The following is an 18906-nucleotide window of genomic DNA, read 5'->3' as shown; positions in this document are numbered from 1 at the left end:
TAAAATAATTGACAGTCATTCAGATTTAATGTTAACTTTGTTTATAAACAAGTTAACATTAGGGGCGACAATTGTGACAATAAATAGTAAAACGATTGAAAAATCATCTTATACATATGAAGAATTAGCAGAGAAAAATAAAGCTTACGTATGGCACCCATTTACACAAATGAAAGATTATTTAGAAGAAGATCCTGTCATTATTGAACGTGGAGAGGGAAGAAAGCTATACGATGTAAATGGTAATGAATATTGGGATGGTGTTTCATCTATATGGTTAAATGTTCACGGACATCAAGTACCGGAATTAGATGAAGCAATTCGTGAGCAATTAAATAAAATTGCTCATTCTACTATGCTAGGACTTGCTAACGTTCCATCTATTTTATTAGCAGAAAAAATTATTGAGGTTGTACCAGATGGATTGAAGAAGGTATTCTATTCTGATTCAGGTTCTACCGCTGTTGAAATTGCAATTAAGATGGCTTTCCAATATTGGCAGCATAAAGGGAAACCAAAGAAACAAAGATTCGTTACATTAAAAGAAGCATATCACGGTGATACAATTGGAGCTGTTTCAGTAGGAGCAATAGACTTGTTTCACCAAGTGTATAGTTCGCTCTTATTTGATGCGATTAAAATGCCGTATCCATATACATATCGTTCTCCTTACGGAAATAATAAGGAGGAAATTGTAAAAAGCCATTTAGAAGAAATGGAAGAATTGTTGAAAGAAAAGCATGAAGAAGTAGCTGCCATCATTGTAGAGCCATTAATGCAAGGTGCTGGCGGGATGATTACAATGCCAAAAGGATATTTAAAAGGACTGCGCGATTTATGTACTAAGTACAATGTATTATTTATTACAGATGAGGTAGCAACTGGATTTGGGCGTACAGGGAAAATGTTTGCTTGTGAACATGAAAATGTGACGCCAGACATTTTAACTGCTGGGAAAGGTTTAACAGGTGGATATTTACCAATTGCAGTTACGGTAACGACAGATGAAATATATAATGCCTTCTTAGGAGAATATGAAGAACAAAAAACATTTTTCCATGGACATAGCTACACAGGCAATCCGTTAGGGTGTGCCGTAGCAATCGCGAATCTAGAACTATATGAAAAAACAAATTTAATAGAAGAAGTGGCACGTAAAACGGATTATGTGGCAGCGCAATTAGAAAAGCTCTTTGCTTATAAACATGTAGGTGATATTCGTCAGTGCGGATTAATGGTTGGTATTGAGCTTGTGAAGAATAAGGAAACGAAAGAAGCGTTTGACTGGACAGAGAGAGTCGGTGTTCAAGTATGTAAACGCTCAAGAGAGCTGGGTATGATTTTACGACCGCTAGGTAACACGATTGTATTTATGCCGCCACTTGCTTCTACTTTTGAAGAGATTGATGATATGTTACGCATTTTATATAAGGCAATCTCGGATGTTACGGAGGGAGAATAATGAGTGGTTTTTTCATAACAGCAACTGATACTGAAGTTGGAAAAACAGTAGTTGCAGGTGCTATAGCAGGTGTATTTAGAGAATTAGGATATAACGTAGGGGTATATAAACCGTTGCAAAGTGGGCATGTTGCATCAAACCCTGAGGGAGATGCGGCAAGGTTAAAATCATTATCAGGTGTACCGACACAAGAAAATGAAATTTGCCCTTATTCTATTGAAGAACCACTTGCTCCGAGACTTGCCATGAAAAGAGCTGGAAGAGTAGTAAAGTTAAAAGAAATTACTGATTACTATAATGGACTATTAAAAGAGTTTAATAGCTTATTTGTAGAAGGAGCAGGTGGGCTTGCTGTCCCATATACAGAAGATGCTTTAGTAATTGATTTTGCAAAAGAATTACAGTTGCCTCTTATTGTAGTAGCTCGTCCTACATTAGGAACAGTAAATCATACAGTGTTAACGATTGCTTACGCAAAGGCGCATGGCTTAACCGTAGCGGGTGTCATTTTATCAGGTTGCAAAGAATGTGAAATGGAAAGAGTGCAAGAAAATAAAGAGATGATTGAAGAGCTGAGCGGGGTACCAGTTTTAGGATTATTACCATTCTTTGCAGGTGAGTTTACGAAAGAAGAAGTATTAGAATCTGCAAAAGAACATATTATGATTTCAAAATTAGAGGAGTTTATCCAAAATGAATCAAACGTGGCGGGCGCACCTTCAATGTAAATTACAACAATTACATGAGCAAGGGCAGTATCGTGATTTGCATGTAACAGAGAAGGCAGAAGAGACTTGGCTTATTCGAGATAAAAAAAGGATGTTAAATTTAGCGTCAAATAATTATTTAGGGTTAGCTGGAGATGAAAGGTTAAAAGAAGCTGCTATTGCCTGTACAAAAAGATATGGAACTGGAGCGACTGCCTCTCGTCTCCTTGTAGGAAATCATCTATTATATGAAGAGGTTGAGAGAAGCATATGTGACTGGAAAGGTACTGAAAGAGCTTTAATTGTAAATAGTGGGTATACGGCAAATATAGGTGCCATATCTTCTTTAGCCTCTCGGCACGATATTGTTTTTAGTGATAAGTTAAATCACGCAAGTATTGTTGATGGAATCATATTAAGCGGGGCAGAGCATAAAAGGTATCGTCATAATGATTTGGATCATTTAGAGAAGTTGTTGAAAATGGCTTCGCCTGAAAAAAGGAAATTAATCGTAACAGATACCGTTTTTAGTATGGACGGTGATACTGCGTATTTGAGAGATTTAGTACAGCTGAAAGAGAAATACGGGGCAATCATTATAGTCGATGAAGCACATGCGAGTGGAATATATGGAATCGGCGGAGCTGGGTTATCTCATATAGAAAAAAATCTTTCTCAAAAAATTGATATACATATGGGGACGTTTAGCAAGGCTTTAGGGTGTTATGGTGCGTATTTGACAGGTGATGAAATTTATATAGAGTATTTACAAAATATGATGAGAAGCTTTATTTTTACTACAGCCTTACCACCAAGTACGTTAGGAGCAGTGCAAAAAGCAATTGAAATTGTAAAAGAAGATAACGAAAGAAGAGAGAACCTTATAGCAAACGGAGAATACTTCAGAACTAAATTAAGGGATGCTGGTTTTGATATTGGAAATAGTTCAACTCATATTGTACCGATTGTAGTCGGTTCAAATGAACATGCTTTACGGTTTAGTAAAAGGTTGCAAGAGGCAGGGATTGCGGCTATTGCAATTCGTCCGCCAACTGTGCCGGTTCATAGTTCTCGAATTCGCTTTGCAGTTACATCGCAACATACAATAGCTGATTTAAAATGGGCTATTGACCGAATTATCCACATTGCGAAAGAAGAGGAGCTTTTCGTATGAATGAGCTAAAGATTATTTTTATCCCCGGATGGGGAATGGAAGAGAATATTTGGGATTTAGTACTTCCGTATTTTAAAGGATATTCTGTTCAATGCATAGATTGGCGTAATGTGAAAGAACGAAGTGAATTTGCGGAACGAATTATAGATGTAGCGCATAATGACAACGTAATATTGGTTGGATGGTCACTAGGAGCGTTAGCAGCAGTTGAAGCTTATAAAAAGATTCAGGCAAAAGGCATCGTATTAATTGGTGGTACTGCTAAATTTACAAATACGAGCGATTACAGTAACGGATGGAATGCTTTGCATGTAGAACGGCTGAAAAGGAATTTGGCGAGAAGGAAAGAAGATACGCTCAAGCGGTTTTATGAAAATATGTTTACGAAAGATGAGCTAAAAGAGAATAAAAACTTTGAAGACATTGTAGACCGTTTTAAAGGTGATTCTATTCAGTCTTTACAACTAGGTTTAGATTATTTAATAGAAACAGATATGAGAGAAGAACTAAAAGAAATTAAAGTACCTATACTACTTATTCACGGAGAACAGGATGTAATATGCCCATTGTCTGCGGCACGTAGTATGACGGAGAATAGCAGCAGCGAGCTGAAAGTAGTAAGTGAAGCAGGGCATGCATTATGTGTGACGAATTTTGAATATTGCGCAAATGAGATAATTCAATTTGTAGAGGGGATACGACATGATCAACAAAACGTTACTACAAAAACGGTTTAATGGGGCAGCCGTATCTTACGATCGATATGCAAATGTACAAAAAAAGATGGCACATTCATTACTTTCAATCTTAAAGGAACGATATAGTGAAACGGCATCAATACGTATTTTAGAACTAGGATGCGGGACGGGGTATGTAACAGAGCAATTATCAAAGTTATTTCCGAAATCACATATTACAGCAGTTGATTTTGCTGAAAGTATGATTGCGATTGCGCAAACTAGACAAAATGTAAAAAATGTAACGTTTCACTGTGAAGATATTGAGCGATTACGATTAGAAGAATCATATGATGTCATTATTTCAAATGCTACATTTCAATGGTTAAATAATTTACAACAAGTGTTAAGAAATTTATTTCAACATTTGTCCATAGATGGGATATTACTCTTTTCAACGTTTGGACATGAAACATTTCAAGAATTGCATGCTTCGTTCCAACGTGCGAAAGAAGAAAGAAATATAAAAAATGAAACATCGATTGGTCAACGTTTTTATTCAAAAGATCAGTTGCTTCATATATGTAAGATAGAAACAGGGGATGTGCATGTTTCTGAAACATGTTACATAGAAAGTTTTACAGAAGTTAAGGAGTTTCTGCATTCTATTCGAAAAGTAGGAGCAACTAATAGCAATGAAGGATCATATTGTCAAAGTCCCTCACTCTTTCGTGCGATGCTACGCATATACGAAAGAGACTTCACGGGAAATGAAGGGATAATGGCAACGTATCATGCTTTATTTATACATATAACAAAAGAGGGGAAGAGATGAAATGAAACAAGTACAAACAAAAAGGGATTGGAAAAAACTTGCATACGACGTAGTGGAAGAGAAGATGATTACAAAAGAAGATGCAATAGCGATATTAGAAGCTGATGATACAGAAGTTTTAGAAATTATGAATGCGGCTTACATTATTCGCCATCATCACTTTGGTAAGAAAGTAAAATTGAATATGATTATTAATACGAAATCTGGATTATGTCCTGAAGATTGTGGATATTGCTCACAGTCTATTATTTCAGAAGCACCGATTGATAAATATGCATGGTTAACGCAGGAGAAGATTGTAGAAGGGGCACATGAAGCAATACGCCGTAAAGCAGGTACATATTGTATTGTAGCGTCTGGTCGTCGTCCGACAGATAAAGAGGTAAATCACGTAATTGGAGCAGTTAAGGAAATTCGTGAAACGACAGACTTGAAGATTTGTTGTTGTTTAGGTTTCTTAAATGAAGATCAAGCAGGACGTTTAGCGGAAGCAGGCGTGCACCGTTATAACCACAACTTAAATACACATGCAAATAATTACGATAGTATTTGTTCAACTCATACGTATGATGATCGTGTTGATACAGTTCAAAAAGCAAAACAAGCGGGCATTTCTCCATGCTCTGGAGCGATTTTTGGCATGGGAGAAACAATTGAAGAGCGTGCTGAAATTGCATTTGAATTACAACGTATAGATGCAGATTCTATCCCTTGTAATTTCCTTGTTGCTGTAAAGGGGACACCTCTTGAAGGGCAAAAAGAGTTAACGCCAGTAGAATGTTTAAAAGTACTGGCAATGATGCGTTTTGTAAACCCAACAAAAGAAATTCGTATTTCAGGAGGGCGTGAAATCAATTTACGTTTTGTACAGCCAATCGGTTTATTTGCAGCAAATTCTATTTTTGTCGGGGACTACTTAACGACAGCTGGACAAGAGCCGACTGCGGACTGGGGTATGATTGCAGATTTAGGATTTGAGATTGAAGAATGTGCATTATAAGATAGATGAAAAAGCAAACTTGTAAAAGAGTTTGCTTTTTTGTAAATAAAATGTAATAAATAGTTGTGAACGCTTGATACTATTGGTTTTTGAACGAAAAAAAGAATTTTTGTGGACGAATTTTCCAAGCCCTAGTTGTACATAGTAAATATGTAATTTATATTGGGTTGGAGGATTTTACATGTACAAATACATATTAGCGATTATGACTTGTTTAATTTTAATAAAAGCAATAAGTTCTGATCCAGTTAAGGCTGCTGAAAATCCTGAACAAAAAGAAATGCAACAAAGAATCGAACAACACTTTCGAACGAAAGCTGAACATTTTGGATTGAAAACGGAAGGAAAAGATTTAAAGGAAGTTAGAAAAGAAATTACTATTATAGAAGAAGCGAAAAAAAGAGAGAATGTATGGAGAACGGCACAAGCTCTTCATATAAAAACAGAAGGAAAAACGATGAATGAATTAATAAAAGATGTACAAAAAAAGGTGAAAAAATAAAAAGAGGCCGCAGCCTCTTTTTTTTATGCCCATTGTTTTGATAAGTGAGCCATTTCAATTGCAGCAACAGCTGATTCATATCCTTTATTACCAGCTTTCGTACCTGCGCGTTCAATCGCTTGTTCAATTGTTTCTGTCGTTAATACGCCGAAAATAACTGGGATGTCCATTTGTAGTGATAAAGACGCAACACCTTTTGCTACTTCATTACAAACGTAATCGTAGTGAGTTGTAGCACCTCGGATTACAGTACCTAATGTAATAACAGCATCATACTTTCCGCTACTAGCCATCTTTTTAGCGATTAAAGGAATTTCAAATGCACCAGGAACCCAAGCAACATCAATATCATTTTCTTCTACACCGTGACGCTTTAATCCGTCTAAAGCGCCGCCAAGTAACTTACTTGTAATAAATTCGTTAAAACGTCCAACAACAACTCCAACTTTTAATCCTGTACCAACTAAATGACCTTCGAATACCATAATAAATCTCTCCTTTAATTATAAGTTTAGTAAGTGTCCTAATTTGTTTACTTTCGTTTGTAAATACGATTTATTCTCTTCTTTTGCTGGCATTTGCAACGGTACACGCTCGATTACTTCTAAATCGTAACCTTGTAAGCCAGCAATTTTTCTTGGGTTATTCGTTAATAATCGTAAACTCTGTAAACCTAAATCTTTTAATATTTGAGCACCGATACCGTAATCACGAAGATCAGCAGGGAAGCCGAGTTTTTCATTTGCTTCTACAGTATCGAATCCTTCTTCTTGTAATTTATAAGCACGAAGCTTATTAAGAAGCCCAATGCCTCTTCCTTCTTGTCTCATATAAAGAAGAACACCTTTTCCTTCACGCTCAATTTGAGCAAGTGCTGCATGGAGTTGTGGTCCGCAATCGCAGCGATGTGAACCGAATACATCTCCTGTTAAGCATTCAGAATGAACACGTACAAGTACCGGTTCACCTGTTGAAATATCACCTTTTACAAGTGCGATATGTTCTTTCGTATCTAATGAGTTAGAATAGCCAATTGCGTGGAAAGTACCGAAATCTGTAGGTAATGTAATTTCCACTTCTCTCGTCACAAGTGTTTCATGATGGCGGCGGTAAGCAATTAAATCTTCTATTGTAATCATTTTTATATCAAATTGTTTTGCGCATTCTATTAAATCAGGTACACGTGCCATCGTGCCGTCCTCATTTATAATCTCGCAAATAACTCCAGCTGGTTCGGCACCGCATAGCTTTGCTAAATCAACAGCAGCTTCTGTATGACCTGCACGACGCAGGACACCGCCTTCTTTCGCAATTAATGGAAAGATATGTCCAGGTCGATTGAAATCAGCGCCTTTTGATGCGGGGTTTAACAATTCTTGTATCGTAGTTGCACGTTCGTGAGCGCTAATCCCTGTTGTTGTAGAAACATGGTCAATGCTCACTGTAAACGCAGTATGATGTGAATCTGTATTATGAGATACCATTGGTTCTAATTGTAGACGTTCTGCGTATCCTGCTGTAATCGGTACACAAACGAGACCACGGCCATGTGTAATCATAAAATTAATTGTTTCTGGTGTAATGTACTCTGCTAAAGCAATAAAATCGCCTTCATTTTCTCGGTTTTCATCATCACATACGATAACGACTTTACCTTGTTTTAAATCTTCTAGAGCTTCTTCAATACGATGAAACATTGTGCTTCCCCCTTATAGAAATCCGTTTTCTTGTAAAAAGCTTTCAGTCATTGAACCTACTCGTTTTGTAGGTTTAGTAATAAAGCGTTCGATATATTTACCAATCATGTCACACTCAATGTTTACGATATCTCCGGCATTTTTTTCTCCAATGACAGATTCGCTTACTGTGTGCGGGATGAGTGAAATCGTTATGGAAGATTCGTCTATATCAAATATCGTTAAACTCGTTCCATCAACAGCAATGGATCCTTTATGCAAACAATAGCGCAGCAGTTCATCAGAAATTGCTATTTTGTAATAGACGGCATTGTAATGTTGTTTTTTATTTAAAATCGTTCCGATGCCATCAATATGTCCTGAAACGAAATGTCCACCGAATCGTCCGTTTGCAGCCATTGCTCGCTCTAAATTTACTTTAGAGTGCGGTTTAAGCATGCGAAGTGATGTCGACTGCATCGTTTCAGGCATTGCATCAACTGTAAATGAAGTAGTTGTAAAGCTTGTTACAGTTAAGCAAATACCGTTAACCGCGATACTATCACCTAAGTGAACATCTGATAAAATTTTCTTTGCATGAATCGTTAATTTCATCGCTTCTCCACTTTGTTGCATGTTTGCTATCGTTCCTAATTCTTCTACAATTCCTGTAAACATTTCGTCACCTCGTTTCGGGCATTCGCAACGATTTTTATATCATCACCAATTTGTTTCATCTCTTGAATTTTCAAGGAAAGCGCATTTTGTAATTTTGAAAAACCATTTCCTCCAAATAAAGTAGGAGCATCTTTCCCACCAATTAATTTCGGGCTTATATAGGTTACAATTTCATTAAAATTGTTTGTTTTTAAGAAACTTGCATGAATCGATTGGCCACCTTCAACGAATAGAGAAAGAATTTGTTTCTCTCCAAGAAAGGAAAGAAGGTCCTCGATTTCTATATGTTTCGTTTCCATTTGGAATATAGCTATATTTTTAGATTCATAAGAAGATATCTTCTCTTTCTTTACATCCTTACCGACAATAATCCATGTCGGTGCTAAACCATCTGTTATAACATGAGAAGATGGTGGCGTTCGTAAATGGGTATCTAAAACAACGCGAATAGGATGTTTCCCACCATTTGGAATTCTTGTTGTTAAATGAGGATTATCAGCTATAACTGTATTCACTCCAACAAGAATTGCATCATGTGTATGGCGATATTGGTGAACATCAGCACGTGCTTCTTCACCTGTAATCCACTTACTTTCACCAGTTACAGTTGCTGTTTTTCCATCTAAGCTCATCGCTGTTTTGATTGTTACAAAAGGGCGCTTCGTTTTCATGTAGTGAAAAAAGTAGCGATTTAATAAAACTGCTTCTGCTTCAAGAACACCGGTCGTTACTTCAATTCTAGCTTCCTCTAATCTTTTTTTTCCGTTACCAGAAACGAGCGGATTACAATCGAGAGTAGCAATTACAACACGCTTAACTCCTTTTTCGATGAGCAATTCACAACAAGGTGGTGTTTTTCCAAAGTGGCTACACGGTTCCAGTGTTACATAAACGGTAGCGTCTTTGGCGTTCTGACCAGCCATTTGAAGGGCATGAACTTCTGCGTGTTCTTCACCAGCTCGTAAATGAGCCCCCATACCAACGATGTTTCCATCTTTTACAACAACAGCACCAACCATAGGATTTGGACTTGTTTGTCCTGATGTCCCTTCTGCTAACTGCAGGGCAATCCTCATATATTCTTGATCTGTCATTTTCTTCACCTCTCCTAAAAAAATCAAAAAACCCCAAGGATTTAATATCCTTGGGGTTTGGGAGACGTGATTTCTAGAAATATAGTTTGAATACGAAAGCATAGGAAAGAAACCTAACGATAATTGATATTTCTGCATAAGGAAAAAACCTAGCAAAATATCGAATTTTTAAACGCTAGTTGTCTCTTTTTATTTCAGTATAAAAAATAAGTATAGAAAATTAAACATATATAAAGAATCAAAATGAATCTTTAAAAATATGCATACTGAAATAAAAGTGTATTCACTATATAAAAAACTAGAAACATATCCTTCTCCCATCCAGACTATACTGTCGGCCCTAGAGTTTCACTAGATCCACCGTTTTCGAGTTGAAAACGGGTCACGGACTTAGAAGTTTTCACTTCATCACCGCCGGTTGGGAATTTCACCCGACCCCGAAGGATGCTGTTTGCTCAAATTATAGCACAAAAAAAATAAAAGGCTAGTAAAAAATATTCGAATGTGAAGAATTGTGTGAAAATATATGCAGGCTGGAATGGAAATAAAAGTATTAGAAATGTTGTAAGGAGAAGGGATATAACGGAGTTGCTAAAAAGAAAAAACATGCACAAAAAAATGTGCATGTCACATGTAAAATTATTCTGCCTCTGGTGCTCTAACAACAGACTCGAATTTACCTTTATGCGAAGCGTCGCAATAAGGCATATTTTTTGATAAACCACAACGGCATAAAGAAAATGCCGGTTTTGCTGGGAATACATTCCCTTGTGAGTCGACTAATTCCACGTCCCCTGTAACGCGAAAAGAGCCATTATCATTTACTTTAATTTGTACTTTTGCCAACGTTATCCCTCCTTCCCAAACGCTTAATTTCATCATATAATCAAGGGAAGTGCTTGACAATATAAAAAGAGCACTTTGTTTGAGAAAGAAGAGAGTGTTATAATAGTTTTCATAACTGACTAGAGTAAGGTGACGAGAGATGGATAAACAATTACATACATTACGAAACATTGCAAATGAGCGCACGTGGGCATCATTTTTGAATGATAATCATCCATATAGTTTGTTACATTGGTCCATTGCAGGTGTAGGGCAAGAGGCAAAGGATGTTTGGTTACTTCAAGATGAAGTAACATTTCAAACGACAGAATTCCCAACGTTAGATGATGCAATGCAATGGATTTCTGAAAATATGGAACAAGTTACAGACGTTTTAGCGCAATAAAAAACAGGCTTATGCAAGCCTGTTTTTTGTTTCTTTCACATATGTGTTTAAAAATTGATCGACGGCTGCTTCGTACTCTTCTTTATTTTCGTTATAAGAGCAAGCGTGTGCACCGTGTTCTGCAATATAAAGCTGCTTATTATTTTCTTTCGCTTCATATAACGCTTTTGTCATATCAGCTAAAATATAGTCGTCATCTTTACTATGAATAAAGAGAACGGGATTGTTAATGTTTTTTATACAGTCGATTGGTGAAACTTCACGAATTGTATAACCGTCACGAACTTTCAAAAATGCGTTTGCTAAAGGTAATAAAGGCCATTTTGGTAAATGGAATTCAACCTTTAAACGGTGCTGTAATTGTCCGTGAAAATCAGAGAAAGGACAATCTGCAATATAGAAATCAGCACCATCTTCTACAAGTCCTGCGTATTGAAGAAGTGTTGCAGCTCCCATAGATTCACCATGAATACCAAGTGTAATATTGGTGCCAAAACGGTTTTTTAGCCAGTCAACTACGGATTTTAAATCATGTTTTTCATAGTATCCATAGCTTGTTGTTTTTCCGCCAGTTTTACCATGACGACGATGATCGTAAATGAGGACGTTATATCCCCTTTTTAAGAATAAGTTTGCATATTTTACAGAGTTTATTTTATTTACAGTTACACCGTGGCAAAAAACCATAAACTTATTGGTGGAATGACCAGCAGGAATGTAATATCCGTGAAGGTCGTATCCGAATTGTGAAGGGATATGAATTTCTTCTTTATGAAGAGCATCAAAATCCTCTATACGAAAATGTTTTTTCGTTTCTCTTTCGAGTACTTCTTCCTCTGTTTTTTTCTTTAAGTACATCACTTTATTTGTAAAGAAAATCCCAAGGGCAGTTATTGCACCTAGTATAGTAAACAATGCTGCAAAAAAACGTTTCATACTTTACCTCATCCTCCAAATACCGTTACATGTGATACACTTATATTGTATCACAATGATATAAAAGGGGAGAAATAGGAAATGCTGCATATACAAAAAATTACGCCAGCGATGAAAGAAACAATCCGAATGTTTATGTGTGAGAACTGGGGAAGTTCATTGATGGTTTCACGTGGTAAGGGACATCAGTTAGAAGAGTTGCCAGGATTTGTTGCGCTCTCAGATGACAGAATAATCGGAATTATAACGTATGAAGTGACCGGAAATATATGCGAAATTGTATCGCTAGATAGCTTTGAAGAAAGAAAAGGAATAGGGACGAAACTTGTGGATTGTGTATTACAAGTTGCAGAAGAAGAACGGTGCAGACAGGTTTTGCTTATTACAACAAATGATAATATGAATGCGTTACGATTTTACCAAAAACGTAATTTTGTAATGACTAATTTATATGTGAATGCGGTAGAGGAGGCACGAAAAATAAAGAAAGAAATTCCACGTATGGGATATGATAATATCCCAATTTTACATGAAATTCAGTTGGAGTATCGTTTAGTGAAATGATGTAACAATTTTCAGAAATGTGAGTTATTAATCTTGACGGATAGTGTAATTTAGGTTACCGTAAAATTGTAATCTATTACCATATTAAGGGGTGACGATGTGGCAACTATACGTGATGTTGCAAAATTGGCAGGTGTTTCAGTCGCAACCGTTTCACGAGTTATTAATGAAAAAGGATACGTTCATGAGGACACAGTAAAACAAGTAAAGGAAGCAATTGAAGAATTACGTTATAGGCCAAACAGTGCAGCGAAGCCACTATTTAAAGAGAATTCAACGATAATTGCATTACTTGTAGATAATTTATGTAACCAATCAAACATCACTTTGCTACATTGTATTGAGGAAATAGCATATAAAGAAGGCTATCAAATCATTATTTGTAATATAGAGAATAAAGATAGATACATACATATGCTGAAGCAAAATAACATTGCAGGTGTTATTTTGACGAGAGCAATTTTTAAAAGTGTAGGAGAAATTCCATTTCCGTTTGTTGTGATCGATGAGCAACAATCACATGGAAATTATTATGAAAGTGGACAGAGAGCTGTTTCTTTATTAAAAGAGAAAGGGTGTCACTTTCTTGCATATTTCGGTGAGGGAGAAGGAAGTGAAGAAATGGAAGATCATATAGCAGGGTTTTTAGACGCTGTTTGGGATGAAGGAATCTCTTATCGAGAAGAATGTGTACAAGGGTATACAAATAAACAATTTATTACATTATTGCAAAACAATCCGTATATAGATGGAATTGTAGCCTCAAGTGATCAGATTGCTATTGAGTTAATTCGGTCAGCGAGATTTCTAAATATACATATACCAGATAAATTAAAAATTGTTGGACCGAATGGGAGTATAGAGTGTGAATGGATAGGTTCATCACTACCGACAATTGAAAGCTATGTCAAAGATAACGGAAAAGTAGCTTTTCAACAATTAAAAGGAAAAATAAAAAAGTAAAAGGTGCGTTTTATACGCACCTTTTTATAATGTAATTGCGGCAATAAAGCCAAATATAAGTAACGGTATATTGTAATGTAGAAAAGTGGGTACACATGTATCCCATATATGATGGTGCTGACCATCAGCATTTAAACCGGATGTTGGTCCAAGGGTACTATCCGATGCTGGAGATCCTGCGTCACCTAGTGCTCCGACTGTACCGATAATTGCAATTGTGGCCATTGGACTAAATCCAAGCTGAATGCAAAGAGGTACAAAAATGGTTGTTAAGATAGGGATGGTTGAAAAGGATGAACCAATTCCCATCGTAACGAGAAGTCCAATAACGAGCATAAGAAATGCAGCGAGTGGTTTGTTATTTCCAATTATATGTGCACTCGTTTGCACTAGAGATTCAACATGTCCTGTTTTTCGAAGAACAGCGCCGAATCCAGCGGCAGCAATCATAACAAAGCCAATAAAGGACATCATACGCATTCCGCTTGTTAATATCGCATCTGCTTCTTTAAGTGGTAGACTGCCACTAACTGATAAGACGATAATACCTGCTAAAGCACCGAAAATCATTGATTCTGTTGTTAATTGAACAGTTAATGTAGCAATGATAGATAATAAACCGAAAGTAATGCTACGTTTTGTATAGGGAACGATTTCATTTTCGGTAGTATGAATTTGTTCTGTTTCATACGTACGAGGTTTTCGGTACGTAATGAATACCGCTACACATAATCCAATAATCATACCAATTGCTGGAATAGTCATTGCTTTTGGAATAAGTGTGACATCAAATGTAAGGCCGCTTTGCGCAGCGTTGGTTTGTAATACGTCATGATAAATTTTTCCGAATCCTGCAGGGATCCACATATAAGGAGTAATCAATCCAAATGTAATAATACATGTGACAAGTCTGCGATCCACTTTCAGCTCATTTAATACTTTTAAAAGTGCTGGAATTAAGATGGGGATGAAAGCAATGTGAACAGGAATCACATTTTGTGAGAAACAAGCCATCGTTAAAATAATGAATAAAATAAGTATTTTAGAATAAACTTGTTTTTTCGTGTCTTGTTCATTGCCAATCCATTTTAATGCAGTTTGAATCATAGCATCTGGAAGTCCTGTTTTGGAAAGTGAAATAGCGAAACCACCAAGCATTGCATAACTTAAAGCGATTGGAGCACTGTTTCCAAGACCAGTTGTAAAAGTGTTAATCGTTTCTGAAATACCGAGTCCGCCGATAAGTCCGCCTGTTAAAGCTCCAACAATGATGGCGACAATGACCTGGACACGTAACAAACTAAGCAATAGCATAATTGCTACTGCGACGAGTACAGCGTTCATAATAAATGTAATCTCCCTAAATTTTTATTCTGTTAAGACAAGTAAATATGAAACATTTTGCTATGTTTATACATGCTTGCGACATATTATTATAAAATGTTTTCTATGAAATGTAAAAGAGCCTTTTGTTACTAATGCTGAAAAGCTAGCTCTTGTTTAATTGATTGTAAAGAATTAGCGAATAATTCTGGTTCTTCTAAATCAGGAGAATGTGCTGAATTTGGGAACCAAATCATCTTTTTTATAGGCGCTTCAATAATATCGCAATATTCCTGAACGAGTGCATAAGGAGTTTGATAATCATAGCGACCAGAACAAAAATAAACTGGAATAGATAAACTTGAAATAGAAGAAAAGAAATCGATTGTCAGCATTTCTTCCCATAAAACACCAGATTTTAAATTTCCTGCGAGAAACTTGAACCAATCTAATAGCGTATATTCAGGAGAAAAGAAACCTTTTCGTATGAAAGAAAAGGAAGATCCGTTTTGGATTGCGCCTCCAAATGTGCCAAGCCACTTTCTTTGAATAATGAGACGTCTCGTATCTAAAAATGGTGGTTTGCCTAATTTTAAAAGGGAAGCTAATGCTTTTTTATGATCATGTTTTTTTGCAGAATGAATTAAATGTTGATATAGCAATTCTTCATTTTGTTTCATATGTACAATTTGCCCAATACCGATGTAAGCCTCGATATACTTTGGATATTGATGTGCTATGTTAAGCCCAATAATACTTCCCCAAGAATGACCAGCGAGAAATAGTTTTTGTTTGTTGAACCTTTTAAGTACATATTGAATCACTTCTTTTGCATCGGAAACGAATTGTTCGATTGTGAAATTTGCTCCGAAATCTTTCATTGAAAAGGATTTACCAGCCCCGCGCTGATCCCAATTAATAACAATAAATTGCTTCTCTAATTCTTTTTGAAAATGGCGAATAAATCCGATTTGTGCCATCCCAGGTCCGCCGTGACAGCATAATAAAATAGGTTGCTCTACGTTTTGTCCACGCATAAGGAGAGTTTGTTTTCGATTATTAATCATAACGCTTTCTATCGTAGCGATACTATTAGGAATGAGTTGTTTGTTTTCGTTATAGAACTGAGGGGTGTAGCTACGAAAAAGCATATTGAAAACCTCCTTTTGTGAAATCGTATGAATCGCACAGGCTATTCATTTTGCATATACTGTTAGAAAATCATTGTAACATACCATACTAGTGTCATTTCAACACGGGAGGAGGGAAATTGTGACGATTGGAGAAATTATAGATGGTTTAAATAGACGTGAATCCATCGCTATTATAGCAAAACGTCTTGAAATAAGCCCGTATACATTATCGAAGAAATTAAGATTGATTGGATACGAATATGATGGAGAGCAGAAGAAACGTATTTTTGTAGGAGATGGAGAAGAACCACGTCACTTACAACTCCAAGAAGCGACCGCCCTTCAATATGAGAAAACAGATTATCAATTATTAATTTATGAGCAATTACAAAGCATTTATGAGTTATTAAGAAAAAGAGAAGAAGTAATTGCACCAATTGTGAGTAAAAGTACAGAGAAAAAGAGACGGACCTTTTCTATTAATACAGAAATATTAGCAAGATTGGACCTTATATCAGAATCGAAAGGAATTCAAAAATCTAAACTTGTAGAAGAGGCGTTGCAACAATTTTTACAGCAATATGAAGTTGACAAAACATCACATTTTGATAACTAAAGAAAAGGATACTGTGTTCATTAGAAGAACGAGTATCCTTTTTATGATGTATATTACGTATAAAATAGAGGACCAGTACAAATCCTTTATGCGTGAAAAATGAAATTTATTATTAGAGAAACACTTAATTTACTTTTTGAATTCTTCCATCAATAACTGGCTGAATTGGTTCTTTTAATTGTTTTACGTAATTGACTAACGCTTCAAAGTCGTTTGGCCCAGTTTCTGCATTTTTACCATTTTTAAATGATACGAATCCATCACCGCCAGAAGCTAAGAAGGCATTTGCAACTACGCTATACGTTGTAGATGGAGATAATTCTTCTCCGTTTGTTAAACGTATATTTGTAACTTTTTCACCGTTTGGTTTATTTGCATCCCACGTATATTGAATACCTGAAATTTGAAGCATTCTTGTTGTTCCCTTTTGCCATTGCTGATTTAAAATATCGCGAATGTCTTGACCTGTTAAATTTACTTTAATCAATTGATTTCCAAAAGGTTGAATGCCGTATAACTCACCCCACGTAATATCACCAGCATCTAAGTCATTACGAATGCCACCAGGATTCATGAGGGAGATTTGAGTTTGCATCGTTTGACGCTGAGCATCGGCAACTAAATTTCCAAGAGTGGACTCACCAGCATCATTTTGTTTACGGTCGATAGGTGCTGTAGATTTTCCGACCACTTCATTTACAAGTGGTGCGATTTTTTCTTTATATTGATCTAGTTTTTTCTTTACTTGTTTATCAGGTTCTACACCTTCATGATACGTTGTAACAACTTCAGCTTTTTTCTTTACAATATCCTTTGTTTTACGATCAATTGTTACATCGACGTCTGAGAAAGCCATTCCATATGAATTTGCTTGGACAATTAGTTTATTATTTACTGTACCATTTACATACGTATGACTATGTCCACCGAAGATAACATCAACTTCTGGGTCTGTTTCATTTGCAATTCGAGTAAGGTCGCCATTTGTTACCCCAGACTCATCGGTTGTTCCACCGACATGAGCAAGAACGACGATAGATTTAACGCCGAGGCGTTTTAATTGTTGTGTTGATTTATTAATTGCTTCTACTTCATCAGTAATTTGTACATTGTTAAGCATCGTAGGCATAACAACATTTGGTGTATCAGTTGTAACAACCCCAATGAATCCTACAGGAACACCATCTACCATTTTTACAGTAAATGGTGGTAAAAATAAGCGGCCAGTTGATTTGTTATAGAAATTAGCAGCTACATAGGGGAAGTTAGCCCCTTTGAAATTTCCTGTTTTTTCATGATATCCACCGTAAATGAGGCGTTTCATTTCATCAATGCCTTCATCAAATTCATGGTTCCCGATTGTACCGACATCAAATTTTAAGTCATTTAAAAATTCAATCGTCGGTTCATCTTGTAATAATGCTGAAACTGGTGGACTAGCTCCGACGATATCACCAGCATGTACGAGAAGTGTATTAGGGTTTTGTTTTTTATGTTCTTTTAAATAAGTAGCTAAGTAATCAGCGCCACCAGCTTCTTTATTATTGATTTTTTTAACAGTATCTAGTTGTCCATGGAGATCATTAATACCAAGCATTTGTACGTCTATGTAGCGGTTTTGTTCAGCTGGATTCTGAGATGGGGGAGCGGCAAATACGCTTGAAAAAGTAATGGTGCTTAAAACAGCAACGGCAGGAATAATTTTTTTCCACATAATATAATTCTCCTTTTTTATAATCTGACATCATACGACATAATTTTAATAGATTCATAGGATTATAGCTACATAAAAATTTAGTCTTTTCGAAAAATTAACATATTTACAAAAAGTGAATAATAGAGTAAAGACCCTTTTTTATTGTCGATTTCATTGTGTATCTACTATAATGGAGAAAAAAGTAAAAGGTGAGTAGCATGAAGAAAAAGAAACAAAGACAAATGCAAAGACAATCACAAGTGAATCAACCAAAGAAAGAAACACTTACATTAGGCGATCAATTAAATGATTCACTCATGCAACAATTAAAGAGTAAGAAGAAAGAGTTGCAAGTGAGGGAAGAGGAAAAAGAGGCAGCTGAACTGGAAAGAAAGCGCCAAGAACAAAAAGAACGTGAAAAGAATAAATCATTTGAAGAACTGCTAAGTGAAAGTAACCTTACTTGGAAAGACTTTAAATAATAAAAAAATGATCAGTGAAATACCACTGATCATTTTTTGACGAGCTTGTAAGAAAAGACCTGCGGTAGTATGTCAACTGAAAAATAATATCTTTTGAAGTTATCAAAGGACAAATTGCTTAAAAAAGACATCACGAAACTAGACCAGTATTTTATGT

21 protein-coding genes and 1 riboswitch are annotated in these 18906 nt (G+C 36.0%); of the genes, 12 read left to right on the top strand and 9 right to left on the bottom strand.

The features are described 5' to 3' along the window. The first annotated feature begins 28 nt into the window (after positions 1–28). From bioA to MR168_RS16865, 7 genes are all read left to right on the top strand, one after another. Positions 29–1462, top strand: a complete 1434-nt coding sequence (gene bioA / locus MR168_RS16895) for an adenosylmethionine--8-amino-7-oxononanoate transaminase (RefSeq protein WP_140159350.1) — start codon at positions 29–31, stop codon at positions 1460–1462. Beyond that, positions 1462–2190, top strand: a complete 729-nt coding sequence (gene bioD, locus MR168_RS16890) for a dethiobiotin synthase (RefSeq protein ID WP_000012476.1) — start codon at positions 1462–1464, stop codon at positions 2188–2190. Before bioA ends, bioD begins: the two co-directional genes overlap by 1 nt. Then, on the top strand, positions 2156–3343 hold the full coding sequence (gene bioF, locus MR168_RS16885; protein WP_086411639.1) for an 8-amino-7-oxononanoate synthase: 1188 nt from the start codon (positions 2156–2158) through the stop codon (positions 3341–3343). Before bioD ends, bioF begins: the two co-directional genes overlap by 35 nt. Then, the gene (locus tag MR168_RS16880; RefSeq protein WP_001004172.1) at positions 3340–4080 is read left to right on the top strand and encodes an alpha/beta fold hydrolase; all 741 of its coding nucleotides are present in this window, start codon (positions 3340–3342) and stop codon (positions 4078–4080) included. Before bioF ends, MR168_RS16880 begins: the two co-directional genes overlap by 4 nt. Next, positions 4046–4855 (top strand): malonyl-ACP O-methyltransferase BioC, encoded by an 810-nt coding sequence (gene bioC, locus MR168_RS16875; RefSeq protein WP_000608914.1) that lies wholly within the window; start codon positions 4046–4048, stop codon positions 4853–4855. Before MR168_RS16880 ends, bioC begins: the two co-directional genes overlap by 35 nt. A gap of 1 nt (position 4856) precedes the next feature. Next, a complete protein-coding gene (bioB, locus tag MR168_RS16870) occupies positions 4857–5855 on the top strand; it encodes a biotin synthase (RefSeq protein WP_086411640.1) in 999 nt (332 codons plus the stop codon). A gap of 181 nt (positions 5856–6036) precedes the next feature. Then, the gene (locus MR168_RS16865) at positions 6037–6357 is read left to right on the top strand and encodes a hypothetical protein (protein ID WP_000280032.1); all 321 of its coding nucleotides are present in this window, start codon (positions 6037–6039) and stop codon (positions 6355–6357) included. A gap of 23 nt (positions 6358–6380) precedes the next feature. Here MR168_RS16865 and ribH read toward each other — a convergent pair whose 3' ends face one another. From ribH to MR168_RS16840, 5 genes are all read right to left on the bottom strand, one after another. Then, positions 6381–6842 carry a 6,7-dimethyl-8-ribityllumazine synthase gene (gene ribH / locus MR168_RS16860; protein WP_000230895.1) on the bottom strand — a complete coding sequence of 154 codons (462 nt, stop codon included), beginning with the start codon at positions 6840–6842 and terminating at the stop codon, positions 6381–6383. An 18-nt stretch (positions 6843–6860) separates the two neighbouring features. Further along, complete coding sequence (ribBA, locus tag MR168_RS16855; protein ID WP_016111643.1) at positions 6861–8054, bottom strand: bifunctional 3,4-dihydroxy-2-butanone 4-phosphate synthase/GTP cyclohydrolase II; 1194 nt, start codon at positions 8052–8054, stop codon at positions 6861–6863. Positions 8055–8066: 12 nt separating this feature from the next. Then, positions 8067–8711 (bottom strand): riboflavin synthase subunit alpha, encoded by a 645-nt coding sequence (ribE, locus tag MR168_RS16850; protein WP_000493907.1) that lies wholly within the window; start codon positions 8709–8711, stop codon positions 8067–8069. Further along, positions 8693–9805: a bifunctional diaminohydroxyphosphoribosylaminopyrimidine deaminase/5-amino-6-(5-phosphoribosylamino)uracil reductase RibD gene (ribD, locus tag MR168_RS16845; protein ID WP_086411641.1), complete on the bottom strand. Its 1113-nt coding sequence runs from the start codon at positions 9803–9805 to the stop codon at positions 8693–8695. Before ribD ends, ribE begins: the two co-directional genes overlap by 19 nt. Positions 9806–10110: 305 nt before the next feature. Beyond that, positions 10111–10254, bottom strand: a riboswitch (FMN riboswitch). Between the two features lie 190 nt (positions 10255–10444). Next, positions 10445–10651 (bottom strand): CDGSH iron-sulfur domain-containing protein, encoded by a 207-nt coding sequence (locus tag MR168_RS16840; RefSeq protein ID WP_001151582.1) that lies wholly within the window; start codon positions 10649–10651, stop codon positions 10445–10447. A gap of 139 nt (positions 10652–10790) precedes the next feature. On the opposite strand from MR168_RS16840, the gene MR168_RS16835 reads away from it, so the two are divergent. Then, positions 10791–11036 (top strand): DUF2552 family protein, encoded by a 246-nt coding sequence (locus MR168_RS16835; protein WP_000360793.1) that lies wholly within the window; start codon positions 10791–10793, stop codon positions 11034–11036. Between the two features lie 9 nt (positions 11037–11045). Here the strand turns inward: MR168_RS16835 and MR168_RS16830 are convergent, their stop codons facing one another. Continuing rightward, positions 11046–11972: an alpha/beta hydrolase gene (locus tag MR168_RS16830; RefSeq protein ID WP_000819234.1), complete on the bottom strand. Its 927-nt coding sequence runs from the start codon at positions 11970–11972 to the stop codon at positions 11046–11048. A gap of 81 nt (positions 11973–12053) precedes the next feature. Here MR168_RS16830 and MR168_RS16825 point away from each other — a divergent pair, with 81 nt between their 5' ends. Next, positions 12054–12536 (top strand): GNAT family N-acetyltransferase, encoded by a 483-nt coding sequence (locus tag MR168_RS16825; RefSeq protein ID WP_070179483.1) that lies wholly within the window; start codon positions 12054–12056, stop codon positions 12534–12536. A 99-nt stretch (positions 12537–12635) separates the two neighbouring features. Then, positions 12636–13499, top strand: coding sequence for a LacI family DNA-binding transcriptional regulator (locus MR168_RS16820; RefSeq protein WP_086411643.1), 864 nt, complete (start codon positions 12636–12638; stop codon positions 13497–13499). A gap of 24 nt (positions 13500–13523) precedes the next feature. Here MR168_RS16820 and MR168_RS16815 read toward each other — a convergent pair whose 3' ends face one another. Together MR168_RS16815 and MR168_RS16810 are read right to left on the bottom strand one after the other, a co-directional pair. Then, positions 13524–14843 (bottom strand): Na+/H+ antiporter family protein, encoded by a 1320-nt coding sequence (locus tag MR168_RS16815; protein WP_242291428.1) that lies wholly within the window; start codon positions 14841–14843, stop codon positions 13524–13526. 131 nt (positions 14844–14974) lie between these two features. After that, positions 14975–15973, bottom strand: coding sequence for an alpha/beta fold hydrolase (locus MR168_RS16810; protein WP_000898973.1), 999 nt, complete (start codon positions 15971–15973; stop codon positions 14975–14977). Positions 15974–16094: 121 nt separating this feature from the next. Between MR168_RS16810 and MR168_RS16805 the strand changes: the two genes are divergently transcribed. Further along, positions 16095–16571 (top strand): ribbon-helix-helix domain-containing protein, encoded by a 477-nt coding sequence (locus MR168_RS16805; RefSeq protein WP_000151931.1) that lies wholly within the window; start codon positions 16095–16097, stop codon positions 16569–16571. 124 nt (positions 16572–16695) lie between these two features. Here MR168_RS16805 and MR168_RS16800 read toward each other — a convergent pair whose 3' ends face one another. Then, positions 16696–18285, bottom strand: a complete 1590-nt coding sequence (locus MR168_RS16800) for a bifunctional metallophosphatase/5'-nucleotidase (RefSeq protein WP_000265553.1) — start codon at positions 18283–18285, stop codon at positions 16696–16698. A gap of 200 nt (positions 18286–18485) precedes the next feature. Between MR168_RS16800 and MR168_RS16795 the strand changes: the two genes are divergently transcribed. Then, a complete protein-coding gene (locus MR168_RS16795; protein ID WP_000727561.1) occupies positions 18486–18749 on the top strand; it encodes a YqkE family protein in 264 nt (87 codons plus the stop codon). Positions 18750–18906: the final 157 nt, after the last annotated feature.

Origin of the sequence: Bacillus cereus group sp. BfR-BA-01356 (genome assembly GCF_022663635.1) — a bacterium.
Lineage (GTDB): Bacteria > Bacillota > Bacilli > Bacillales > Bacillaceae_G > Bacillus_A > Bacillus_A cereus.
This window is presented reverse-complemented; position numbering and strand designations above follow the sequence as displayed.